23 protein-coding genes are annotated in these 22,727 nt (G+C 42.2%); 1 reads left to right on the top strand and 22 read right to left on the bottom strand.

The features are described 5' to 3' along the window. Position 1: 1 nt before the first annotated feature. From P3X63_RS05945 to P3X63_RS05840, 22 genes are all read right to left on the bottom strand, one after another. Entirely contained in the window at positions 2-1,471 is a 1,470-nt protein-coding gene (locus tag P3X63_RS05945; protein WP_106070664.1) for a phage baseplate upper protein, read from the bottom strand. A gap of 16 nt (positions 1,472-1,487) precedes the next feature. Then, a complete protein-coding gene (locus P3X63_RS05940; protein ID WP_106070663.1) occupies positions 1,488-3,350 on the bottom strand; it encodes a glycosyl hydrolase family 28-related protein in 1,863 nt (620 codons plus the stop codon). A 35-nt stretch (positions 3,351-3,385) separates the two neighbouring features. After that, complete coding sequence (locus P3X63_RS05935; RefSeq protein ID WP_106070662.1) at positions 3,386-5,098, bottom strand: phage tail protein; 1,713 nt, start codon at positions 5,096-5,098, stop codon at positions 3,386-3,388. Positions 5,099-5,110: 12 nt separating this feature from the next. Beyond that, positions 5,111-5,947 carry a phage tail family protein gene (locus P3X63_RS05930; protein WP_035338298.1) on the bottom strand — a complete coding sequence of 279 codons (837 nt, stop codon included), beginning with the start codon at positions 5,945-5,947 and terminating at the stop codon, positions 5,111-5,113. Next, on the bottom strand, positions 5,947-10,416 hold the full coding sequence (locus P3X63_RS05925) for a phage tail tape measure protein (RefSeq protein ID WP_277692587.1): 4,470 nt from the start codon (positions 10,414-10,416) through the stop codon (positions 5,947-5,949). Before P3X63_RS05925 ends, P3X63_RS05930 begins: the two co-directional genes overlap by 1 nt. 208 nt (positions 10,417-10,624) lie before the next feature. Beyond that, a complete protein-coding gene (gpG, locus tag P3X63_RS05920; RefSeq protein WP_106070661.1) occupies positions 10,625-10,990 on the bottom strand; it encodes a phage tail assembly chaperone G in 366 nt (121 codons plus the stop codon). 53 nt (positions 10,991-11,043) lie between these two features. Beyond that, a complete protein-coding gene (locus P3X63_RS05915) occupies positions 11,044-11,661 on the bottom strand; it encodes a major tail protein (protein WP_035338292.1) in 618 nt (205 codons plus the stop codon). Positions 11,662-11,675: 14 nt separating this feature from the next. After that, positions 11,676-12,059: a tail completion protein gp17 gene (gene gp17, locus P3X63_RS05910; protein ID WP_035338290.1), complete on the bottom strand. Its 384-nt coding sequence runs from the start codon at positions 12,057-12,059 to the stop codon at positions 11,676-11,678. Continuing rightward, on the bottom strand, positions 12,056-12,454 hold the full coding sequence (locus P3X63_RS05905; protein WP_035338289.1) for an HK97-gp10 family putative phage morphogenesis protein: 399 nt from the start codon (positions 12,452-12,454) through the stop codon (positions 12,056-12,058). The genes gp17 and P3X63_RS05905 overlap by 4 nt, the downstream gene beginning before the upstream one ends. Further along, on the bottom strand, positions 12,454-12,762 hold the full coding sequence (locus P3X63_RS05900; RefSeq protein ID WP_035338287.1) for a phage head closure protein: 309 nt from the start codon (positions 12,760-12,762) through the stop codon (positions 12,454-12,456). The genes P3X63_RS05905 and P3X63_RS05900 overlap by 1 nt, the downstream gene beginning before the upstream one ends. Next, positions 12,752-13,054, bottom strand: a complete 303-nt coding sequence (locus tag P3X63_RS05895; RefSeq protein ID WP_035338285.1) for a head-tail connector protein — start codon at positions 13,052-13,054, stop codon at positions 12,752-12,754. Before P3X63_RS05895 ends, P3X63_RS05900 begins: the two co-directional genes overlap by 11 nt. 20 nt (positions 13,055-13,074) lie before the next feature. Beyond that, entirely contained in the window at positions 13,075-13,491 is a 417-nt protein-coding gene (locus P3X63_RS05890; RefSeq protein ID WP_035338283.1) for a collagen-like triple helix repeat-containing protein, read from the bottom strand. A gap of 22 nt (positions 13,492-13,513) precedes the next feature. After that, the gene (locus P3X63_RS05885; RefSeq protein WP_035339334.1) at positions 13,514-14,794 is read right to left on the bottom strand and encodes a phage major capsid protein; all 1,281 of its coding nucleotides are present in this window, start codon (positions 14,792-14,794) and stop codon (positions 13,514-13,516) included. A 69-nt stretch (positions 14,795-14,863) separates the two neighbouring features. Further along, the gene (locus tag P3X63_RS05880; RefSeq protein WP_035338281.1) at positions 14,864-15,595 is read right to left on the bottom strand and encodes a head maturation protease, ClpP-related; all 732 of its coding nucleotides are present in this window, start codon (positions 15,593-15,595) and stop codon (positions 14,864-14,866) included. Further along, positions 15,540-16,850, bottom strand: a complete 1,311-nt coding sequence (locus tag P3X63_RS05875) for a phage portal protein (RefSeq protein WP_035338279.1) — start codon at positions 16,848-16,850, stop codon at positions 15,540-15,542. The genes P3X63_RS05880 and P3X63_RS05875 overlap by 56 nt, the downstream gene beginning before the upstream one ends. Beyond that, entirely contained in the window at positions 16,851-17,045 is a 195-nt protein-coding gene (locus P3X63_RS05870; RefSeq protein ID WP_016886545.1) for a DUF1056 family protein, read from the bottom strand. Positions 17,046-17,054: 9 nt separating this feature from the next. After that, positions 17,055-18,764, bottom strand: coding sequence for a terminase large subunit (locus P3X63_RS05865; protein ID WP_035338277.1), 1,710 nt, complete (start codon positions 18,762-18,764; stop codon positions 17,055-17,057). After that, positions 18,761-19,276: a phage terminase small subunit P27 family gene (locus P3X63_RS05860; protein ID WP_035338275.1), complete on the bottom strand. Its 516-nt coding sequence runs from the start codon at positions 19,274-19,276 to the stop codon at positions 18,761-18,763. Before P3X63_RS05860 ends, P3X63_RS05865 begins: the two co-directional genes overlap by 4 nt. A gap of 230 nt (positions 19,277-19,506) precedes the next feature. Beyond that, positions 19,507-19,881 (bottom strand): HNH endonuclease, encoded by a 375-nt coding sequence (locus tag P3X63_RS05855; protein ID WP_106070660.1) that lies wholly within the window; start codon positions 19,879-19,881, stop codon positions 19,507-19,509. A gap of 26 nt (positions 19,882-19,907) precedes the next feature. Beyond that, positions 19,908-20,216, bottom strand: coding sequence for a hypothetical protein (locus P3X63_RS05850; RefSeq protein WP_035338272.1), 309 nt, complete (start codon positions 20,214-20,216; stop codon positions 19,908-19,910). A gap of 80 nt (positions 20,217-20,296) precedes the next feature. Further along, positions 20,297-21,064: a hypothetical protein gene (locus tag P3X63_RS05845; protein WP_035338270.1), complete on the bottom strand. Its 768-nt coding sequence runs from the start codon at positions 21,062-21,064 to the stop codon at positions 20,297-20,299. A 255-nt stretch (positions 21,065-21,319) separates the two neighbouring features. Then, entirely contained in the window at positions 21,320-21,544 is a 225-nt protein-coding gene (locus P3X63_RS05840) for a CotD family spore coat protein (RefSeq protein ID WP_080736642.1), read from the bottom strand. A 598-nt stretch (positions 21,545-22,142) separates the two neighbouring features. Here P3X63_RS05840 and P3X63_RS05835 point away from each other — a divergent pair. Further along, positions 22,143-22,361 (top strand): DUF2188 domain-containing protein, encoded by a 219-nt coding sequence (locus tag P3X63_RS05835; protein WP_035338268.1) that lies wholly within the window; start codon positions 22,143-22,145, stop codon positions 22,359-22,361. The last annotated feature ends 366 nt before the right edge of the window (positions 22,362-22,727 follow it).

Raw genomic sequence — 22,727 nt, 5'->3', positions numbered from 1 at the left:
CCTAATTGATCGGAACAACAACATCCAAATAATAGCCAGTCACTGCACCATCATTATTTGATTGTATTCCGGTGAGTTTTAGGTCCCCTTCTGGATAAATTATCAGTTTGCTATTACCCATCGTCCCGCTTACAGATACGTTTACTACTGCACCACTTGTTGGCGCGAATGAAGACGGAATTGACCCGAACACGACCTCTCTGTTCGTCGTGACATGACCGCGAATCTGTAATGTATTTCCGACTTTCGTATACTGAACCGTCCTATCTCCCGATTTCGCTCCGTTTTTCAGCGTAACCTTTACCCACGTCGGTGATTCAAGCTCGCTTGAAGGGACAAGGCGTCTCCAGCCCATCCAGCCGAGGTTGCCGTCTCTATAGTTCGTATAGACGTTATTTTTGTAGTCCGTGGAAATGACCCATCCGAACGTACCTTTCCCCTCTGCATCTGTACTCGTAAAATGAAACATTCCTCGATTTGATAGTGGAGTCGGGGAATTTACTGCGCCTCCTGCCGCATAAAAAGTCCCCATCCCTTTCCCTAATGAAGTCACCTTTTCTAAGACATCCTCACCATTGTAAGCTATAGCCGTTACCCCACCATCATCAGCGCTGATTTTCTTTAGCTGCCCGCCATTCCACTTAGTCCGCTCATTTGCGGTAATATGACGAACATTATCCGCGGTATGCGTATCAAACTCCGTTTTGGCCGCCTGTTTAACGTTGTCTACATTCGACAAGCCAACCTGTGCTTTTGTTACTGCGTGAGGATTACTCTTATTTCCGACGTGGCTATCGAAATCGATTTTCGCCGCCTGCTTGACGTTATCAACATTTGAGAGGCCGACCTGAGCTTTCGTTACCTTGTGAGGATTGTTCTTTTTAGATGCGTGCTCATCGGTATAAGCTTTCGCACCAGTCTCAGCGGCGTCCGCTTTTTCCTGAGCGCCTTCTTTCGTTTCAATGTTATCGAGATTTTCGAACTTCTTCTGTAATTCAGCGATAACCCGTTCGGCATCATCCGCCATTTCTTGAACGGCGGCTTTTAGCGATTCAAAATCGTCGATATAGTATTCGGCCACCGGGGCGATGTCCTGATCAACGAGCGCCCGATCGATTTCGAACGAAAACTTATGCACACTCATCTTTTGGCCGTTGTCGTAATTGACGTAAAGCTCAGCCTGCACCGTTCCATAATGCTTAACTTGTTCCGGTGTTAAGACATAAAAAATAACGCCCTTCAGCGCGTCTTCGACTTCTGTATTAACATAGACTTGGCTGCCGTCAGTAAACCTCATGAATAGCTTGGCATGGGTTGCCTTACTTATCGGCAAAGGTACACCGTCCTTTGTCAGGTTAAACGACAATTTTGCGGTCCCTATATCTTGCGTACTAAATTGAATGCTTGTTGAAATGCTTCGTTTTATCTTCGAGTTAACATCGAATAGAATATCTGCATTCTTGTAAACCATCTGTTCCCCTCCCGTCTTATACGTTTCCGGACGTTTCTATTTTATTGGTCGCGCTGTTCCGGTACGAGTCTGCTTCGACCGCACGGCACCGCGTATCATTTCCGAATGCGACGATATTGTCGCACGTCGCCGTAACCCAAATACCGCGGCGAGGCGCTTTTTTAGAGCTGCGGATTTTGTTCGCAATCAGAGAGCTATCGGTCGTATCGTTCGACATGTAAATGCCATCGAATCCTCCCGCGCTTGACTGAGAAGGATCGGTGATTTTGTTGTACTTCAGATCGATCCCGGAGCATCCTCCATGCGTCATGATTCCATGTGTTCCGGTATCTTGAATTGATACGTTATTGATGTTGGCTTGTTTGACCGCATTAAGCTTGATCCCGTCTGTCTTGGTCGTCTTGACCTCTCCCCCACTGGTAGATATATTTTTGGAAAACTCCGCATAAATTGCCTGGCTACCTGTATTTTTGCTTTGGTGGTTGCTGATGTTGACTCCATCTGCATATCGAATGAATATCCCTTTTTTGCCGTCCGCCGTCCCTGAAACGATATTATTAGAAATCGTCACGTCTCGTTGGTAGATTTCTTTTCGACCCAAAACGTAGATCGCTTTTTCTCCCATGTTTTCGAAAGTATTTGCGTTAATCACTACGTCGCTTCCTGTCTCGTAAGTGACTTTTGTTCCGCCTAAATCGTATAGCTGACCGTCAGGGATAGGCGCAACGTAAACGCCGCCATAAGTGTTTAAGAACCGATTTCCCGAAACCACGACACCGCGCCATTTCATAGGCTTAACGGAGTAATAACGCATACCCTCAAACGTGTTGTTTATGACTTTGATATTCTCGTAGAATTTACCGGTGACTGCACTGTGCGATCCGACGCCAGCATGAAAAGCACCCATCTCCCTCGAAGCCCCAAAGTAGCAGTTTTCAACCGTCACATTTTTTGTGACTGTGCCATCTAAATTTCCGGAGTCAATCGTTCCATATGATCCGGATTTTGTCGTATCTAACTGTATCGCTTCCGCAAAGAACCGTGAATCACTTGTTTCCTGCCCAAGAAAAAAGCAGTTCTTAATGTAAACGTCTTTGGAACCCGGCAAATCAATCGCATGGTTATCGCGAACATTCTTAAAGGTGACGTTCTTAATCATAATGTTAGACGCATGCGGAGCCGTAAGCAGTGTAAATCCGCCGGTATATAAATGCGAATTCCCTTCGATTGTGCCCCCGTCAAATATAACGTTACTAACGCCGCTATATCCCGACGTGACAACTCCGTCTCTATATAAAACGAAGAGCGTCGCGTTATGCTGCGAAAAACGTCCGACTGTCGCGCCGTCCATCCATAGGTACGTATTGCTATCCACGCGCAGGGATGTCGTCATTTTATACGTACCGGGCGGAAAACGAACAAAATGCATTTTGCTTGCGCTTAGCCGCGCGTCTAATGCTGATTGGATAGCAGCCGTGTCATCCGTTTCTCCGTCGCCAAGGGCGCCGTAATCTTTAACGCTTACCCATTGGATGAGGTCGGTGATTTTGTTGTAATCGTAGTCAAGACGGTCTTTTGCCGTCGGATGGATCGAGCCGTCCATTGCGACACGGATGTCGACGACCTCTTTTATACTGGTCCCGTCGGGATTTAATACGAGGTTAGCAAACCGCGAATATAGATTTTTAATTCGGTTTGCAACAGAATAGCCGCCGTGATCGATTTGTTCTGACGTGTGGGCGGTTTGAGCTGTTTTGTGAGCTTTAAGCTGATTTTCTTGATCATTTAAGCCATTTTCGATACTCTGCATGTCTGATCTCAACTGTGATTGGTAACGGGAATTTCGTGTATGGTCATAATCTTTTAACAGCCGCACCATTTTCTCACTCCTTTTTTTAGCAAAATAAAAAACGCCTACCTGAGCGTTTTGAAAAGCTGGTCAATATATCGTTTTTGATCCCTTAGTTTCTTAGCCTGATTGACTGCAATATCCTGAATATCTTTTCTGAAATTCGCGAACATCAATTTTGGGCTGCTGTATGGGTTCAACGGGTTGTACTGAATTGAAATCAGCCGAACATCGTCTTCAAACATGATCCCTGATGCCGTAACAGCCAAGACATGGATGGTGTCGCCTTTCCAGAAATCTTGCTCGATCTCTAAAAGCTTCGGCTCATAGATTTTTTGGAAATCAGCTTCTACCGTCATTTCCGGATATGGATTCACATGCCTTTTTAATGCAGAAATCATACTGCTGGCTTTTTTATAGCGCTCATCCCTGATCGGTTCAGCCCAGCGTGGCTTCCCTTCAATCAAGAATTTCTTTTCGTCTGGATGAATGTATAAAATAGGCTCAAACTCGTACTGAGGGTTTTTGTCATCAGTACTGCTCCCCTTTTTTAAGGCCCCGTATCCCCAGGCACGTGTTGTACTGTTTTGCGAGTTTGTTGTAATTGAAATGCCGGGCATATTATAGCGCGAATCTAGGGTGAAATTAATCCGTTTCCCCATCTTTTTGTAGATATAAATTTTGTAATTATCCACGTCTATTTCAATCCCATAATCCTCAATGATTTCATCCATTAGCTCTGTCGAGTTTTTATCACCGAAATTTTCTTGATCTGCTGATTCAAATTCACTCTCCGGCGTCTTAAAAATATATTTGAAGTCTGTATTCTTCAGAGCAAAATCAAGCGCATCTCTCAATCTTAATTTCTTTGATACAGTTTCATGAATCCTGTTGTTAATAAGCAGCACAGTGAATATGTGGCTTGCTGTAACGGTTTTACTTATGACATTTTTCTCTTGATGAAGTTGGACACCCGTAATGTAATATTTTTGGTGATTGAATTTTTTCTCGTCCAAATAAAGAATATTGTCATCCACCAATAAATCAAATTCTGTACCGTTTTCCTGCGTTTTTGTGATCGTAAAGGTAAAACTCTTTTTGCCAGTCGTATCGTCCATCAGATCGACGGAAACGCCCGTTATTTCCACAACGCTCTTTCCGTCTTTCGTTGAGACATGCAGCTGTGGAAAATCAATATCCGTAGGCAAATTTTGATTAAGCGGAACGTCTTTCCCATCATATTCTTTGCTTGGTACCTCCGGCGTCGGTATCGGTGTTTCGGGTTCTTCAGGTTCATCCGGCACCTCATCCACAGAATCATATTGTGTGAGTTTGTAAGTGAAAATGAGACTGTTCAATTTGGTGGCGTAATTTGGATCAGAAGCATATTCAGCTTCTACAAGAGCAGCTGTCGCCTTCTTATAATCTTTTTCCCCCACCACGGCTTTATAATGGTCTGGGTCCCAGCTCGTTCCGTTTATGTACAGCTTGGCTAAATCCTGAATCGATTCATACCGAGACGGATACTTTCGGAAGCGAGCTTGCACTTTGGTTGCATTTCCGCTCTTATCATATTCAGTCGTCCACATGAGAACATATTGACCGTTATAAGTACCCTTGATGCCGAATAGGTTTTTCGCTTTTTGGGCCAGCTCACTTGTACCCCATCCGCTCTCTAAACAGGCTTGAGCAATAATGAGAGACGCGAGAATATCATATTTTTTATAGACTCTTTGGGCGTCCGGTGCAATTTCTTTTATAAAATCTGTATTTGCCATATTGCATGCTCCTTACGCGTAGTAGAAACGGGTATCGAATATGATCTCAAAATCACTGGTATTCTGGATTTCAAACTCATTCATTCCTATATCGAGTCCCGGGAGCCTGCCGGATGTTTTGATAGGCGTTTTATTGATCACCGTGTATTGCTTAATAAAAGAAACGCGCTGTGATTTTTTTAATTCCTGTTCAATTTTCAGTTTCTCACCATTTGTATGGTTGATGATCGTCACATTTTTTCCGGCTGCCCATAAGGTCACATTGTAGTCATGCTCAAGAGGATTGATATAGGCATCACCGGTGTTATAAACCTGAAACCTCTTTCGATTTTTGAACCTGTATTCCAGATCGTCACGCATGTGAATATTCATTCCCGGACTCCAATGTTCTCCATCAAAATTCTGCTTTGTCAAAGAAGTGAATTTGGATTCTGCCAGTCCAGTGATGTTGTTAAATTCAACTGTGAACGTTACAAAGTTTTTCTCCTTTTCTTTTGGAATACTAAATTTCCCATCACAAGTTACACGAAAACGGAGATTCGGCAATAAATCGGTCGAGATATAATAGGGAAACGGCTTGACTAAAAGCGCGTAAAGTTCCCGCCTAAATTGATAAAAGTTTTCAGCGATGACTGAATTCAAATAAAATTCAACGGTTATTTTTCGTTCTGTATATGTGACATCCCGAGGATGCTGCGGAAGGATAACTCCGTTTATTCTGGGTATGCTAACCGCTTCACGATCAATCCCAGGTGCTTCAGGTGTGAAGCTTAAAGGTTCAAAAAAAGGAAGCAGGCTTTTTAAACTCTGCTCCCCAAGTCCATTATCGTAATCTAGGAATAATTTCACTATCTCACCCCGTTTATGAATGAAGTTCGATTAAACCGATCACCGGCTGATTGGTCAATTTTCCTGCCATCAAGATATGTGTTGCTGTCTTTTAGTAAAAGCTGCTGCAAGAGCTGCACATTTTTATTTAGAAAATCAATCTGCTTTGCCATCATACTGATTTGTTTTTCTTGATTCTTTACAACACGGCTGATGTCTACAGAAAGATCATTAGGGGGTGGCAGCTCCTTTTCAGGCTTTGCCGAAACTTTTTGAAGCAGGAGAAGTGCTTTTGAAATCATCCCATCCTGCAAATCCGGAAGTACGCCAAGCTTGCTACCGATACGAGCCCATAGTCCAATATTACGCTCCCTGTATGAAGGGTCTTCCGTGATCGTTGTTTCATCATACCCTCGTTCATTTAAAATGGCCCATTTTGAACCGCCTTGACCAGGTGAGATACCGCCTTTTGCATAACCAACATAGCCGCCACCCCGGGCCATTGATTTTAAACCTGGATGATTGCTAATGTCGCCATATCTGCGCTTGATATAGTTAATTGCAGCCAACGTATTATCTATTGGATTCAAAATGTTATTATGTCCAGGAAACTTGTTGGCGTTAAAAGTACCCGGGATCGTCTGCATTAACCCCTGTGAGGGATGGCCTGCTTTCGCATTGGAATCCCATAAGTTGATAGCATTTGGATTTCCGCCGCTTTCCTTCATGGCGATGGTCACAAGCCCTGGAATCCATGAAAGAGGCACCCCCGCAATACCAACAGCCTCTGTAACCCATTGGTTTACGGCTTTCGTTCCGCCAGTCCCTTTAAATGTGGACGGCTCTGGCATGACTCCTTTCAAAAATTGAGCTGCACCATTTTTTAAAGTCTTGAGTATGCCGGTACCAAACGAATCAATGCCTTTTCCCGATTTATACGGGATCAGCCCACTAAACAGTTTTTTAATTAATTTTCCTGGGCCGTTGATTATCAAATCCATAGCGCTTGAACTAACATCCCCGACTTTATCAACGACACCTTTTCCGAACGAAATAGCTCCGTTGACCATTTTCTTAGAGCCTTCAGCGGCTTTTTTAAAAAAGTCTCCGACACCGCCGGCATATCCAGGAAGACCTGAAGCCGCTAACTCTTTTGATTGATCATGGGGGAGCACAGATGTACCACGCGGCAGATCCCAAACTTGCGGGCCGCCCATCCCGACAACATACGTTCCGATGCCTGGTGTATGGGCCAGTTCCCATCCTTCTTCACCAACAAGCGCTTTTCCTCCAGGGTGAAAGTCTGTACCTTTCGCATATGCAGCTCCTGGCGCCATTTGCATTTTTTCAGACCGGCCATTGTAACCTTTAGGCTTCCACTCTGGAATGGTTGGGATATGCATAAATTCAAGAACCGTGTTAATTCCACCGGTAATCTTATTAACAACACCAGCTAAATCGAGAACAAAAATATCCCATTTTCCAAGGACTTCGCCTGTCTCAAAATCAACTTGATCAAGATGTCCATAAGCTTGAAGCTTTGCCTCCTTGACTACACCTTGATGCGTCTTTTCTGCTTGTTTGATTGTTTTTTTGGCTTGGCTTTTTGCTTTTCCAACAGTGTCATCGTGCTCTTCCTTTGAAATTGTGCCTTTTACATAATACTGATCATCAGCAGCAGCAATAACGGAATCGCGTTGCTTTTCGGCTGCTTTTATTGTTTTTTCTTTTGCTTTATTACTATTTTTCACAACAGCAGCAGCCTGTTTAGCAGATAAGTTAGAGGATTCTTCCTTCAGCTTCCTTGAAATTTTAATTTGCTCGTCCTTGCTTCGAGTAAGAGCCGTCTCCATTTGAGCCAACATTTTCCCCTGTATCTCTGCTATTTCTCTGTTTTCCTTCGCTGTTGTTTTTCGATTTTCTTCAGCCGCGGTTCTGTAAATTTCATTTACCCGATCCACATAACCTTGTATTTCCTTCTGTTTCTTATCATTTCCACTTTTGATTTTATTGAGGATTTTAGCTGCTTCTTTATCTGAGGTTTTATCATTTGAAGCATAAAAATCCTGTAACACTTTGGTGGCTGAATCGGCACTTGTTTGAAATCCCTTTTTCAACGAGTCTCCCATTTCAGTGAACTGTTTTGTCACATCATTAGCAATATCCTTGGTGATCTTTGTATTTGTCGCTCGAAGGGTATTGAGCTTTGCCGTAACTTTGATATTCATATCTTCATAAGCATTCACAGCTTTTGCCGTTGACTTCGATACGCCCTCACCAAAGTCAATAGTCGATGGAAGAACCCTTTTCTTCAGATTGTCATAATACTTTGTACCGGCTTCCGTTAAAAGTGTCACTCCTGTCACGGCAAGACCAACAGGACCACCTAACAAGCTCAATCCGCCACGTAAAAGGCCGACGACTCCTGCTCCTTTTTTGAGAATGTTGAATAGACCAAAACCGCTTTTTGCTAATTTCATAAAGCCGCCAGCGCCTTTAATTGCATTGGCTCCAACCTTTAAAATATTCCCACCGAATTTTAAGAGCTCAGGAGCAAATGAAAGAATTAGCCCGGCAATTGAACCAACTGGCCCACCAAACAATCCAAGACCAACGCCGGCAACACGTGAAGCACCGCCTAGACCTCGCATGGCTTTAGCACTTCTGCTGGATGATTGTTCAAGCCTCCCGACTCTGGTTGTTACCAGATTGGCTGACTGATGAAAACGCCCCATTCGTGTGGATGCTGCTGCCGCTGCCGCAGATGTTGTTGTCATTCCTGCAGCCGCTGTCCTGGAAGCTGCGCCCGCTGCAATGGCTTCCGTAGAATAAACGCCAAGACTGACCGATGCTTGATTTACATTCCGCGTTAAATAGCCGCCCGCGGTCCGAAGCATATTCCAGCCTGCTGCTACTTTTGGCAAAGAGCCCAGCAACAGTAAGAACGCGCCGCCTAAGAGGGAAAATACAGTGATTGCACCGCCAGTAATCGCAATGGTACTCGCCACAGAAGGGGGCAATGAATCAAACCAGGTTACAAGCTTTGTTAGTCCGTCAGCTGTAGCCCGGATAACAGGCAAGAACTGATTTCCAAAAGTGATAACAGCATTGTTTGTAGCAGATTTTAGATACTCAATAGAGCCAGCCAGGTTGTCCATTTGCTTTTTGGCTACTCTTTCAGCTGTGCCGCCGCTTCCCTCAACTTCTTTTGTGAATTCTTGAAGCTTATCTTTCCCGGCGTGCATTAAGGTAATAAACCCAGAAAGCGCATGTTGCCCCGCCAGCTGTTTGGCAATACGAATTTGCTCAGTTTCGGTATAATCTTTTGTTTTTTCATTGATTTGTCCGATAATATCAGCAAGCGGACGCATTCTACCGGTTGAATCTGTAACTTTTAGACCCAACTCTTCAATCGCTGATGCAGCTGGTTTTGGTGGTGCAGAGAGTCGCGTCAAGGTAGACCTTAAAGCCGTTCCTGCCATATCGGCTTTAATCCCGCTGTTTGCCATGATACCGGTTGCCGCCGCCAATTCCTCCATACTGACTCCCGCTGTTTTTGCGGCCGGCGCTGCATATTTCATTGTTTGCCCGATTTCTTGCAGGGTGGCGTTTGAATTCGTAAAAGTATATGTCATTGCATCCGCAACACGGTTTGTATCTTCAGCCTTGATATGAAATTCAGTCAAAATGTCAGAAACGATATCGGCCGTAACTCCAAGGTCTGTTTGACCAGCTGCGGCAGTCGCGAGAAGGCCAGGCATAGCCCCGATAATTTGATTTGTTTTATATCCGGCCATCGCAAGGTACTGCATACCTTCTGCCACTTGCCCATCTGTATATTGAGTTGTTGCACCCAAATGACGGGCTGTTTTTGTAAGCTCACCCATTTGATCATTTGTTGCATTTGCCAAAGCACTTACGCGGCTCATCGCTTTCTCAAAATCAGCTGCGGCTTTAACAGACATGCCGATTCCCAAAGTTCCTGCTGCACCGATAGCAGAAAGAGCCTTTCCGGCGGTTGTAGCTGATTGATACACCGCGTTTAGCTCTTTAGATACTTCTCCTGAATTGCGTTTAAACACAGAAAAAACACCCGCTGCCCGCCGGGTGCTGTTTGTGGTATTTTCAAATAGTTTTGTTACTCGTTGCAGTTCATTTCCAAGGTTTTGATGAACGGCAATGGCATCATTTAGCCGTCGTCCTTGTATCTGCGTTTCTCGGTTGTCCAGCCCTTTTTCTCTGACTAACTTATTGTATTTTGTCCGATGCTCATCAACTAAACGGCCTTGTATGCGGTATTTGTTATTAAGTCCTTCTACTTGCGATTGAAGAAACTTAGACTGATTGCCCGCAGCTTTATAAACAGCGCCGGATGCTTTCATTTCCGAATTCGCTAAACGCATTTGCCGCTTTAAACCTTCAATTCCACGATTAAAGCCGGTATCATCAAGGCCTACTTTAACAATCATATTTCCGATAGGTTGCGCCATATGTATCCACCCCGCTTCCCTGGCATAAACTCAACGAAAAAAGACCGGTGATAAAACCAGTCTTAGAAAAACACTTGATCAATTGGAACAACTTTTGGTTTATTTTCATGAGCCAAAACTTCTAAGTAATGGTAAATATCCATCTCGTCAATTTCAGTCATGGTCCATCCCTGTTTTAAAAGGGCCGCATATATATCATTGAGCTGTTCTATTCCTTTTTCTGCCGAAAGGCCTCCGCTTCCGCTACCGATAAAAAATCTTCTTCCTCCTTAACTTCCTCATAACCCATAATCTCGCCCATGATTCGCCTTACTTCGTTTGAAACTTCAAAGGACTGTAGGCCTTCTTGAAATTCCTCTAAAGTAAATTGATTATGGAATACACGCACAATGAATTTCATACGATCTTCAAGGCTTTTAAGCACTGCCTTAATACTGTTGGTATTTTTAGCAGCTGCCTCATCTAGCTCCAGAGCTTCGTACAAAGTTTTTGTATTTGTGCGAGGTGCAATAAACGTTTTATATTTTTCTTCTTTTTCAAACCACAATTTAACCGATATTTGTTTTTGAGCCATGTTGACTCCTCCTTTATTTTTCTAGATTTAAATAGGAAGCACGGAGCTTCCCTTTATACCGTCTTTCCAATGTCTACGCTGGATTTATTATCAGAGCCTGAGTCCGGATTTTTATAAGCATCGCCAAACACTTTTTCATAAAACTTGTCCAGACTAAAATTTGGTGCATCCTCATCAGCCAATACTTTATAGATGTCATCCTGTTCTCGCTCCATAAATTCAGCAGAAAGTTTGACTGTTTGGAAGTCTGTCTTTTCTTCTTTTGTTTTCCATTCATCATCCGGAAGAGAAAAACGCCCTTTCACTAAGCCTACATGGCGATTCTTGCCGTTCGCTTTTGGCCCATAGAAAGACATAGCAACCCATGGCGCGATAACATTCTTTTTGAACATATAGATCCCGTCTGTTTCTTCTATCCCAAACAATTCCTCCAAAATTTCCATTGGCAGATCCCGCATTTCAAGCTCCAATTTTGTGGAACCAGTCGTGACAGCCATATCCACCAGTTTGTTGTCTGCATACTGCTTTTCTGTTGATGTTTCCGTATTGACCTTCGCGTTAATTGCGTAAGGGTAATCAATAATTTTTGTAGCTACATAAAAGCCATTTTCCTTTTTTAAAGGCGCAAATTTAACGCCTTCCAATCCGGTAACTGAACTGTATTCAGGCATTCTTAAACCTCCAATTATATTAAAATATTGGCCTCAAACCGGTAACCTTTCCGGATCAGCCCTTCATCTTTTAAAAAGCCATTGATTAAAACCGATGTTTGAAAACCCAATCGATTCATGACCCCGACTACGGCAGCCAAAATTTGATCGCAGGAAGAATCGTTATACACATCGATTTGATAAACAGCGCTATCCTTGATCGGCTTTCCGTCAGCCCACTTGGTAGTTCTGTAGTCCAATTCCTGTACGACGATATAAGGCGGTTTGCTTTTGATCCCAATTGGTACCGCAAGTTCAAAAATGTTTGCAGGATCAGCCAATAATAAAAGCGCCGGATCAGTTTCCAGCGCTTCAAATACTCTGTTTTTTAGTTGTAATGCTCTCTCTGCCACATTCATAGCTTGTACCCTTTCCTGATAACGGCTACCATCGCTTCAAGCATTCGATCATTTGCATTTTTCATACTCTGCTGAATAAACGGGTTAGCCGGTTGATATATCGTCCCGAATTCCGGTAAGTGGACGCGATATTTTGTATCTTTTGTAGGGCCGACTACTGCATATATCTCACCATCAGGGTCCTTTCTCGTACGATTACCGACTATGATATCTTCATCAATGTGAGGATGGCTCCCCCCAATATTGGAACGGGGAGCATTCTTGTTAATTTCCTTCGCAAGAATCGCGCCGCCGGCTTTCACAGTGGCTTTATTTATTTTTTCGTCCTTTCTTGCAAGTGCAGATAAGTATGAATCTAATTCTTTAAAGCCCTGCATTTCCATTTCAATTTTCATTATTCCACCGCCTTTGCCCTAATTGTGGTGAAATTTTTTCGGGAATAGTTTGGAAGAATTGATTCGATCTCATATGATTGGTTCTGAAACAGAATCCGCATATGTTTATCGATATCCTCTCGGTGTCGGATCGTAAATTTTACTGTATGTTCTTTTTGTACAGCCGCCGCTGCATAGTATTCCCGGCCTTTTAATCCTTCAGCTTTTGCCCAGCATTCAACGATAGTTTCATATTCACCTTCCACAGGGAGACGGCCGCCTTCTTTTTTCTTTTGAAACTTGATTCGATATCGCATGTCATTCAGCATCGGCATCAGTCTCCGGAACTGTGTATTTTAATTGATTGATCAACGTTGTTAAAACTCCATCAAGGTTTGAAGTTGTGCCAGCTATTTCACGGTTTTCATACCAGTGAGTTACAAAAGCCTTTACACACAGGTCCGCGCGAGCTGAATTATTAGGGAATTTCAGGCCAGTTGCGGTCGTAATGTATTCTTTTGCAGAAGCGATAAACCCAAGAATTAAATCATCCTCCAGATCACCATCGACCCGGAGGAATTTTTTTGCTTCTTCAAGCTCTTTTTGCTCAATTTCAGTCATAGGGCATCACCTATCTTTCGTTAGCTAGATGTTCCGCCTTTTAATTCATCAATTTGCTTTTGTAGGTCTTCAAAAATGGCCTTTACTTCGCTGTTTAAGTTGTCCATCATGATGCTACCAGTTCCTACGTTGTTGCTTCTTACTACCTTTTCACCAAGCATTTCATGGGTAATGCTTTTTTCTTCAATGACAGCAGGATCGCCTTTGTCACCTTTTGGACCCTGGGGTCCTGGTTCTCCTTGTGGCCCAGTATCTCCCTTGTCCCCTTTTGGCCCTTTCGGACCCTGCGGACCAGGTTCCCCTTGCATTCCTTTGATGTATAAAGGATTATCTTCACTGTTGCCTTTCAAATAAACCGGCGTTACCGGTTTTCCCGTGCCATCGTCCTCTGCGGAAGTATAAACACCATTGCTTTGGTTTAAAAATTGATCTGCCATTGTTCCTCATCCTTTGCTTTTATTATTTTCCAACGTCAACTGATTTTTCTTCTGTGTCGCCAGTGCTTGGAGCTTCATTGTCAGGAACTGCATCTTTAATTGATGAAAACTCCGCGTAAACCACCGCATCTGTATCCCAAAGAACTACATCCTCACGCTCAATAATTCGCACATCTGTTGAATTGCGATAAAATGCTTTTCCACCGACATTAGTTGTTAAAATAGAATACTGCTGGCGGTCAAACAGTTTAACGGCTTCTTTAAGGTCTCCAATGATTAACGGATGTTTTGGTGTTTTTGTGCCGCTGCTCGGCAAATATTTATCAGAAATCACAGAAACCGGTTTTCCAAACAGCAACTTTTTCGTAGGGTCTGTAGGATTCGGCTGAAGTAGATAGCGGCCGAACGCGTCTTTCAGTTTATCCAACATATTAAAGCCGGATTGGTTTGTGACAACTTTAGTTGTCGCATTAATAGCTGGATCGAGTTTGACATTAAGAATGTCTTTAATGTCGTCCTGTTTTGAAACCGTAGTTTTTGTAAGGGTCCCCAATTGATTAAGGATCAACGTATTACGGGTTACGGCTGATTTTTTCGCCAACCAAGTCGCTAGATACTGTAAGAGCGCTTCCTGTGTATCTGCAAGCAAATCGTTTGAAAGAACCAAAATCCCGGCATAGTCTTTGATGTTATATTTAATGTTTTCAAATTTAGGGTTCTCTAACTCTTCAATATTTTCTAATTCCTCAAGATTTGCCAACGGGGTGATATCTGATAATTTTTCAAGAACCCGTGAACCTTTGTTTGTTGATACCGGAATGACATCGACGAGATTTGCCAGTGTGTCAAATTGGCGTCGTTTTTCATTAATTTTCGTGGAGATATCCTGCGGTACAATAAGCCCGCCGTCCTCATCCACACCTTCTTTCATCGCGGCAAGAGGCTGCGGTACTTTGCCTGTTCTAAGGGCGTGAGCAAAAAGTTGAACATGATTCTTCACTTCTGTTTTAGTGATATCATCCGTAGGCTGTTGCGGTGTTTTTGTCTCTGGATCATGCTGCGGCTCTTCTTGTGCATATGAAACCTGCATGTTTCGTAAATCCTCATATGTTTGAATTTGATCTTTAATTTGTTGAGCCTCTGCAAGTAGTTTTTTGGCTTCATCAAGTTTGCCATCATCGGTCAATGCTTCAATGTCTGTACGTTTTTCCGCCAAGGCTTGGCGCAACTCCCGTTCTTTTTTAGACATTCCGCCACCGGCGAAAAATTGAATATCGAGTTTCAAAGGTCTTTTCTGCTTCAATAGGCTTTTTTGTTTCAATAACTTTTTCAAATGCTTGTCCTCCTTAAAAATGGCATAAAAAAAGAACCCTTAAAGATTTAAGAGTTCAAGTTTCATATTGATCTTTTGTTTTAATAATTCATCCGGTTTAGTTTCTTCAGCCGGACTTCCAGCAGCGGATTGAGCAACAATTTTGCCTGGAACATGTTTAAAATGTGCCAGTACCTGATGATCAATGCAGGCTGCTACATCCTTTGATTCTGAAACCATATCGATCAAGCCATAATTTAAAGCTTCATCGGCGGTGAGCCAGGTTTCCTCATCCAGAAGCTGGCGTAAAGTCCCGTCGTCCAGTTTGTCTCCTGCTTTCGCAAGATATGTGGAAACGATACTTTCAGTAATTTTGTCCAGATCATCGGCAGCCTTCCGGAATTCCGCGGCATTCCCGACCATCCCCATGTATGGGTTGTGAATCATCATCATGGCGTTACTTGGCATGGTAATTTTATCGCCGGCCATTGCAATGACAGAAGCAATACTTCCAGCCAGTGCATCCACATAGACATTGATTTTTGCCTTGTGACGCTGAAGCATCGAATGAATAGCCTGCCCCTCAAAAACATCCCCACCAGGCGAATTGATGTACAAATCAATAAAGCTCACATCACCTAAACTTTTCAATTCAGACTGAAAGGCTTTAGATGAACTTTCACTGAACCAGCCTTCGCCAGTTATCGAACCGTAAAGCGTGATTTCAGCGGACGAATCATCCAGAACCTTCATGTTCCAATACTTGTTTTTCTTCTTCTGTTCCGTTGCCATCACCCCCTTTCAGGCGATTTGAAGACCGTTTGACCTTGCTAAGTTGATACTCTTTCATAATTGAAAGGGGAACAAGGTTTAAGTTTCCATAATGCTCATCGCCGATCTCCCCGATACCTGTCATGTCCTCTTTTTGAAGAATAGTATTGACGCTAAAGGCGCCTACGCTTTGCATCGTTTTATAAAATTCAGCACGTGATTTACTATCCCCGCGAAGCTCTGATTCCAGGTTAAATTTAAAGTAATAACCAGCTCCCCGCTGCTTCTCTGTCAAAACCTTATCGTTTAACTCTTGTTCAATATTTGTGACGATTGGCTGTAAAGTGGTTTTGACATAATCTAAGGATTGTTGCTCAATATTTGAAAATGTTGCCCGGTCCAGCTCACCTATTTTATGCGGAGGCACCTTGTAAATCGATGCAATCTGCTGACGATTCCACTTCATTGACTCTATAAATTGAGCATCCTTCATAGGCATTGTTACTTGTGAATAATCGAGGCCGGCGTCTAAAACTGCAATAGACTGCCCCGCATTCACCCGCTCCCAGTCTTCCCTAAGAATTTGTTTGCTTTTTCGGTCTAAAAGGGTCGGCGCTTTTACAACGCCAAATGGCGCGCCCCCATTCTTGTAAAATTTCGCGTTAAATTTTGTGGCAGCTCTATTTGATCCGATATTGTCCCGAATAACTGAAATCGGGGTTTGACCTACAATTCCGTCAAGAGATAGGTTTTTAAAATGCAGTACCTCTTCGTAAAAAAATTCACGGTACTTGCCGTCAAGTGTGGTTGAATACCATACCCGGCCGTTATTTGGATCAATATTCGTATTTGTCGCTTCAGGGTCTAATGGTCTGATACCAGCCACATTCCCGTCTTTATCAAAAAGCAAAAGATTATAGCTGTTTCCCCAAGTACACAGTCTCGTAACCAACAGCCGTTTCCACACAAAGCTTGTCATGAAGTCATTGACTTTGTTCAGAATAATGTCGCTTACTTCATTTTGAATCTGTTGTATGTTTCCGTTTTGATTCTGAAAAAGTTTAATCGGCAGTTTCGCAATATCATCAGCTAAAACAATCACGCAAGCATATACATCCGGATGCAAAACGGCCGTTTTTGTTGATACTCTTTCACCAGATGAACTCTCTGTCCCGGCAAAAATATTTCTAAACCAATTAGCCGGATGGAGAAGGGAACCGCTATCCTCTTCAGCAATTTCATTTTTTATTCCGCTCTTTAAACGGCTTAATAGCATCTATTTCCCTCCCTCATCCTTATTTTTTTGACGAACAAATCCTGCCAAGCTGGCAAGAGAAAATAAAAAAACACCGGTTGCAATTAAACCCGCGTTTACGTTCATCCGATATATGGCTATTGAAATGAATACCATGCCTGCGATGAGCAAGATATCCTCTAAAATCAACTGCAAGAATCTTAAAAACTTCAGCATTCCCACCCCCTACAGGCTGAACGATCCGGATTGTATATAAGCGTTTAAGTCAACGGCCGTATCAATTTGAGATGCCCGCACGTGTGCATTGATAAGCGCAGCCGCCGGGTCAATCCGTTGTGTTGACTTTGACTTGTCCAGCATTATGTTTTCTTGGGCATCTACTTTTGTAACGGCATTCCCCATGGCCCATGTCAGCAGATCATTTTTATTGTGAATGATCTTTTTCGCTTTTACTTTTTCACGGAAGTCTTTCGTTGGTTCAGATAATGTGGCAACACCCTGCCGAATTTCAATCATGACATATCCGTCCGCCTCCATCTGTTGGGCAAATTGAGTAGCATTATACGGATCGTAACCAATTTCTTTGATTCGCCACCCTTTCTCTTTCTCCATTTTTTTAATGTAGGTTCTGATATAGTCATAATCGACAACAGCGCCATCGGTGACGGTTAACCAATTCTTTTTCCTCCACAAATCATAAGGTACATTATCTGTCTTCATGCGCTCATAAAATGTATCTTCTGGCATAAAACCGTGACTCTCTACAGCAAAGCTCCCGTTATCCAACGGAAAAATAAAGGATACAGCTGTCAGGTCAATTCGTTTTGATAAGTCAATCCCAACATAACACTCGCGGCCGGTTAGATTAGGGAATTGATCAGATCCGCAATCTTTCCAAGCCTGCATATCCATATAGCCGTTTTCGCGCATATTGACCCAGATATTCATATTTTTAGTGAGGAAATTACGCATTTTTTCAGGAACCGCGAGAGCTACTTCAAGCTCGCCGCGCAAATACTCTAACCCGTGTTCATTAGCAGCCACAATAGGGTTTGCTTTTATCCAGTTACGCTCATCCTTGATGTCATCGCCCTTATCCAGTTCATTGATCATCACAAAATACTGTTCATTGGTTTCTACTTTGTTTGGGTCTAAAATCCGAGAGACGTAATCATATTCCACCCGGTAAGCTGGATTGTTTAACTCAAAGCCTGCAGTCGTGATAATAATCATCAATGGCTGGTTTCTTGCTCCCATCCCAGAAGCAAGGACGTCATAAACTTCAGATGTTTTATGCGCATGGTACTCATCAATGATGCCGCATTGGGGCGAAAAGCCGTCCCCTGTTTTACCGGCATCCTTAGATAAAGCTTTGATAATTGAATTTGTTTTTGGGTGCTCAATGGTACTGTATGCAATCCTGTATTTTTGCTCCGGTTTGTTTAAAAGTTCGCACCCTTCTATCTGGGCTTTTATCTCCTTCCAACATATTTGAGCCTGTTCAGTTTTTGTGGCTCCAATGTATACCTCTGACATGTTTTCACCGCTTGCCATAGCCTCATATGAAGCGACACAGGCCAAACTCTGAGTTTTTGCATTTTTACGGCCAACCTGCCAATACACTTTTCTGAAACGGCGGAATCCCGTATCTTTGTGAACCCATCCGTAAACATTTCCAAAAATAAAAATCTGTATAGGTTCAGGAACGATATTTTGTCCTTGTAACGGCCCCTTGGTATGTTTAAATTGAGTCATCCAAAATAGAAAACGCCGAGCCCTCTCGTCATCGAATACGTAGGGAAATTCTCTTGTCCCTTCTCTTTTGATGTCTTTTAAGAATCGTTCACAAGCCCAAATATGCTTTTGACACGCAACAATCTCGCCCGATACCACATCGCGCGAGTAGTCAATCATAAACTGTTTAATTGTATTCATACATTATTGAACTCCTTTTCCGCTGCTGTTTTTTCGCGTTCTTCTTGGGTCTTGGTGATCGCGAGCTTGGCACGTGCAGACGGTGTGAGTCCGAAATCATTAGCAGCCGATTTCATTTGATCATAGAAGTTTTTCTGCCGTTTCAGGAGGGGATGTTCTTCTCCAATCAACTTGACCGGCTCCCCGTTTTCACCTTGACCCTCTGTATGAATCATGATGCCGTCTTGTTCAATAATTTTGGTAATAGAGATGTACTGAGAATAGGCGTTACAATAGGCGGCTAACATGCTGATATCCGCCTCCGTCATAATTTCCACCTCAGATAATAAAGCAGCAATCCGCTTAAATTCTTTTTTAGCCACCTTATCCAGCCAGGTAGGCGGTTTGATATTTTCAGAGCGCATTTTCAACTTTTTTTCATGTTTGGCCCTGGCTGCAAGCTCTTTCGTATTCTTTTTATTTGGATTGCCCTGTATTAATTGAAGGGCTGCGGATTTTGCAGGTCTCGGCATGTTTTCTCACCTCATTTCTTTAAAAAAATTGCAATTTTGTGCTTGTTTTTTCTCAGTCTCATGCTATGATGAAAGCAACAACAAAACCAGTCATATCAAGCCCTCTCGGCGAATTTGCCGGGAGGGTTCTTTTTGTTTTCGGGAACTTTGAAAAGCGGTGTTTGTTTGCAGAAGAGGGGGCGCCGTTCCCGCGGCGGTTGCTTTCCAAGGATTTTCATAGGGGGGTACCCCTACTTAATCGGCTTGTTCTGATCGCCGTGAACCTTGTTATGGCAGGCATTGCAGAGGCTTTCGAGATTCGAAAGGTCTAAACGCTTGGACCAGTCCTGCTTTACCTCCACAATATGATGAACCATGTCAGCAGGCGTGAAACGGTGTTCTCTCAAGCATCGCTGACAAAGACGATTGTCTCGAAGCAAAACAAGTTCTCTTGTTCGTTTCCATTCAGTTGATTTATAAAAACTTGTTATTGTTTTGTTTCTTGAATGTTTGTTGTAATGTTTCGTTTCCTCCTGCTTGACGTGCTTATGGTCAGGGCAGTAGCCTTCTCGGGTAAGAGCCTTGCATCCATGGGCCTTACACTCCCTTAATGGTTTAGGCGGCATTATAATCCTCCTTCAGTGTCAAACACTTATTGGTTCAGCTCTTCATTTGCTTGCTCGACTAAAGGCTGCATAAGTAGGCCTATACGCTCTTTTAAGTTGAAATACTCTGTCAAAAGACGCTCGGCTTTCTTTAGCCTCTTGGCTTTCGCATATTGGTTCTTTACACCTCTAATACGCTTTTGTAGGACTCTAATTTGTGGGGTGGTCACGGAGAACACTGCCCTGCGCTGGCAGGCGGGGCATTGAATATACCCAATTTCAACGCCATTCTCCCTTTTTTCCTCCCGCAATAAAGCCCCGTGAACGTCTCCGCAATGCTTACATTTTGATTCCATCTATACCATCTCCCTAATGAGGTTTGGGTCATTATTGGTGATCTGAACACTCTTTTGTATCTATATAAAAAAGGGACCTCTTAATAAAGAGGACCCCTTAGCTGGTCTAGCAATCGAGTTTGTTTTGAAACCAATTGATAATGAAATTCTTTATATAACTGAATTAACTCATTTTTAAACCTACTTTCAAGGTCGGAAATACTTTTTTCCAAATTACCTAATCTCTTTTCATGTTCAGCTGTTGGTTCATTATTATTAATTGCATTTTCTAAATCTGGATATTCAAATTTAGCATAATCAAAAACTAAATCTTCTGCTTCACGAGAATACCATTCAATATTTTGAAGTTTCTCCTTAAAATCTAAAAAAATCTTAAAGGCTTCCCCATCAACAAAAATTAGTTTATTTTTATAACCATCTAAATTCTCTCTCATAAGAGGATTATATAATGATCCTACTATTAGTCTTACTTCTCCATCTTTTTTTCCAATATAAAAAAATGCCCTCCCTTCTTCTCGAATTCTAATCTTCATTATAGGAATCTGTTTCTCATATACTTCTCTAACATTATTTATTACTTCTTCAATAGAAAGAATTTTTTCAGGAAGCTCATTTTTGTAATTTAAATCTTCGTTAGCTTTAATTGTTTTCTTGACCCCATAATATGTTATGCCTCCTCCAATGATTGCGCCGATAAAGGCAATACAGGCAGAATATAATGTTGTATCAATTTTACCAAAAAAAGATTTGATTACGCCTGCAAAAATTAAAAGATCAACTAATATGAGAGAAAACAGTATAAACAAAAAAACAAAGTCCCAATTGAGTTTTGATTTTTTTCTATCCACAATTCCTCACTCCCACCTTATTATCGGTGAAAGAAAAATATAAGAAAACCTTTCGCAAAATTTGTCGAAAGATTTTTATTTATGACTGGATATATTCTTTCTAAACCGGGCCCACACTCAGAGGCTCTCATTGGCCGCCAATCGTTTATTCTGAGATTCACTGGACCCGGTTTACAGAGAACATAAAAAGCACCCTTCATTTGGGTGCTAAAGATGAAGATGCACTGTAAACCATACAGACATTGTTAAATCCCACTAGTTACAACAAGGTTTGCCGCAATGAGTATGAGAGTGTGTAACCGGATCGTAACTAGAATAAGTGTGTGGATATTGATGGACATGCTGGAAGTGCTTATGATGCACACTTGTTATATGCTGCGGATGAATATGCGGCACAATTGTTTTTGAAAAAGTATGAGTTTGACAACAATTAGTCGGGTGTACAATTGGCGGCATCACATTTGGTTTGCAATGAAACATGACTAAGCTCCCCTTTCATTCATTTATCATATTCATTATCAAACTATGATAAACAGTGTATACATGTACCATTACAATCACCCATATTTGTCCGATCACGTACTATCCACAGCCTAAAACCAAAAAAAGTATCCTCAAAATTTTTTTAAGGATACTTAAACTGAAAGGAGAGAAATATATATTTATAATTATGATTTCGATCCATATTTGCAGCTTGTCTATTCGAATTCATTCAAAAAACAAGAAGCATCCTTCAGGATACCTCTTGAAAAAAGGGGTAATTCTCGATGTATTTTATTTTATGCAATAAATCACAAAAAATAAACTTGTCTACTCGCTTAATACCATAATACTCGATCTAAACAAAAACAGAGTGCCAACGTTGTGCCAGAATTGTGCCAAAATCATTTTTCTGTCATACCTCTGATTTGAGATATATTTCATAGCTTCGCGCTCGTGAGTCCATTCTTGGACTGTCCTTTTATCTTAATGGAATAATTCACGAAATTTGTCGAACGATTTCAGACTTCAGAGATTAAATATCTGCCATTCATCCAGGACTTTTGATTTATAATTTTAATAGAATGGAGGTGATTAAATGGCTAATCAACATATTACAAAACATCCAAATGGTTGGCAGGTTAAGGGCGAAGGCAATAAAAAAGCATCATCTGTTCACAAGACTCAAAAAGATGCAATTGCTGCTGGCCGAGAAGTTGCCCGTAATCAAGGTTCTGAATTAATTATCCATGGGGAAGATGGAAAAATAAGAGCTCGAGACAGTTACGGCAATGATCCATTTCCTCCAAAAGGATAAACAATTAGAAAGAGGTATCAGTATTGTATAACTGGTATCCTCTTTTTCGTTATCACTCCCCTTACGCTAAACGCTTTTAAAATATGCGTCTTACACACACTCCGGGAGGAAGCCAAGTATAGTAAGACGGCATGTCCAAAAAACATACTGATTACAAATCTCCCGATACCAAAGCCGCAAGACTAGCGCGATCCGGCTCAGAATGTTCCTCCCGTTTGGCCTCATTCTTCATCACCTTAATTTGAGTATCCGAATTCACCTTGATAAGGGATTGGTGCGTCTCCCGTTATTTCTTGATAAGTAAATCTTATCGATAAATCAAAAATAAATAGTCTCCTTTTTTGTCTCCCTTTTTGTACCCCAAAA

This window comes from Bacillus sp. HSf4 (assembly GCF_029537375.1).
Classification (GTDB): Bacteria; Bacillota; Bacilli; order Bacillales; family Bacillaceae; genus Bacillus; species Bacillus sonorensis_A.
This window is presented reverse-complemented; position numbering and strand designations above follow the sequence as displayed.

Excerpts from the sequence above, each read along its gene's own strand:
- P3X63_RS05945 (WP_106070664.1), bottom strand. The coding sequence starts at position 1,471 with ATGGTTTACAAGAATGCAGATATTCTATTCGATGTTAACTCGAAGATA.
- P3X63_RS05940 (WP_106070663.1), bottom strand. The coding sequence starts at position 3,350 with ATGGTGCGGCTGTTAAAAGATTATGACCATACACGAAATTCCCGTTAC.
- P3X63_RS05935 (WP_106070662.1), bottom strand. The coding sequence starts at position 5,098 with ATGGCAAATACAGATTTTATAAAAGAAATTGCACCGGACGCCCAAAGA.
- P3X63_RS05925 (WP_277692587.1), bottom strand. The coding sequence starts at position 10,416 with ATGGCGCAACCTATCGGAAATATGATTGTTAAAGTAGGCCTTGATGAT.
- gpG (WP_106070661.1), bottom strand. The coding sequence starts at position 10,990 with ATGGCTCAAAAACAAATATCGGTTAAATTGTGGTTTGAAAAAGAAGAA.
- P3X63_RS05915 (WP_035338292.1), bottom strand. The coding sequence starts at position 11,661 with ATGCCTGAATACAGTTCAGTTACCGGATTGGAAGGCGTTAAATTTGCG.
- gp17 (WP_035338290.1), bottom strand. The coding sequence starts at position 12,059 with ATGAATGTGGCAGAGAGAGCATTACAACTAAAAAACAGAGTATTTGAA.
- P3X63_RS05905 (WP_035338289.1), bottom strand. The coding sequence starts at position 12,454 with ATGAAAATTGAAATGGAAATGCAGGGCTTTAAAGAATTAGATTCATAC.
- P3X63_RS05900 (WP_035338287.1), bottom strand. The coding sequence starts at position 12,762 with ATGCTGAATGACATGCGATATCGAATCAAGTTTCAAAAGAAAAAAGAA.
- P3X63_RS05895 (WP_035338285.1), bottom strand. The coding sequence starts at position 13,054 with ATGACTGAAATTGAGCAAAAAGAGCTTGAAGAAGCAAAAAAATTCCTC.
- P3X63_RS05890 (WP_035338283.1), bottom strand. The coding sequence starts at position 13,491 with ATGGCAGATCAATTTTTAAACCAAAGCAATGGTGTTTATACTTCCGCA.
- P3X63_RS05880 (WP_035338281.1), bottom strand. The coding sequence starts at position 15,595 with ATGGCAACGGAACAGAAGAAGAAAAACAAGTATTGGAACATGAAGGTT.
- P3X63_RS05875 (WP_035338279.1), bottom strand. The coding sequence starts at position 16,850 with ATGCTATTAAGCCGTTTAAAGAGCGGAATAAAAAATGAAATTGCTGAA.
- P3X63_RS05870 (WP_016886545.1), bottom strand. The coding sequence starts at position 17,045 with ATGCTGAAGTTTTTAAGATTCTTGCAGTTGATTTTAGAGGATATCTTG.
- P3X63_RS05865 (WP_035338277.1), bottom strand. The coding sequence starts at position 18,764 with ATGAATACAATTAAACAGTTTATGATTGACTACTCGCGCGATGTGGTA.
- P3X63_RS05860 (WP_035338275.1), bottom strand. The coding sequence starts at position 19,276 with ATGCCGAGACCTGCAAAATCCGCAGCCCTTCAATTAATACAGGGCAAT.
- P3X63_RS05855 (WP_106070660.1), bottom strand. The coding sequence starts at position 19,881 with ATGCCGCCTAAACCATTAAGGGAGTGTAAGGCCCATGGATGCAAGGCT.
- P3X63_RS05850 (WP_035338272.1), bottom strand. The coding sequence starts at position 20,216 with ATGGAATCAAAATGTAAGCATTGCGGAGACGTTCACGGGGCTTTATTG.
- P3X63_RS05840 (WP_080736642.1), bottom strand. The coding sequence starts at position 21,544 with ATGTTTCATTGCAAACCAAATGTGATGCCGCCAATTGTACACCCGACT.
- P3X63_RS05835 (WP_035338268.1), top strand. The coding sequence starts at position 22,143 with ATGGCTAATCAACATATTACAAAACATCCAAATGGTTGGCAGGTTAAG.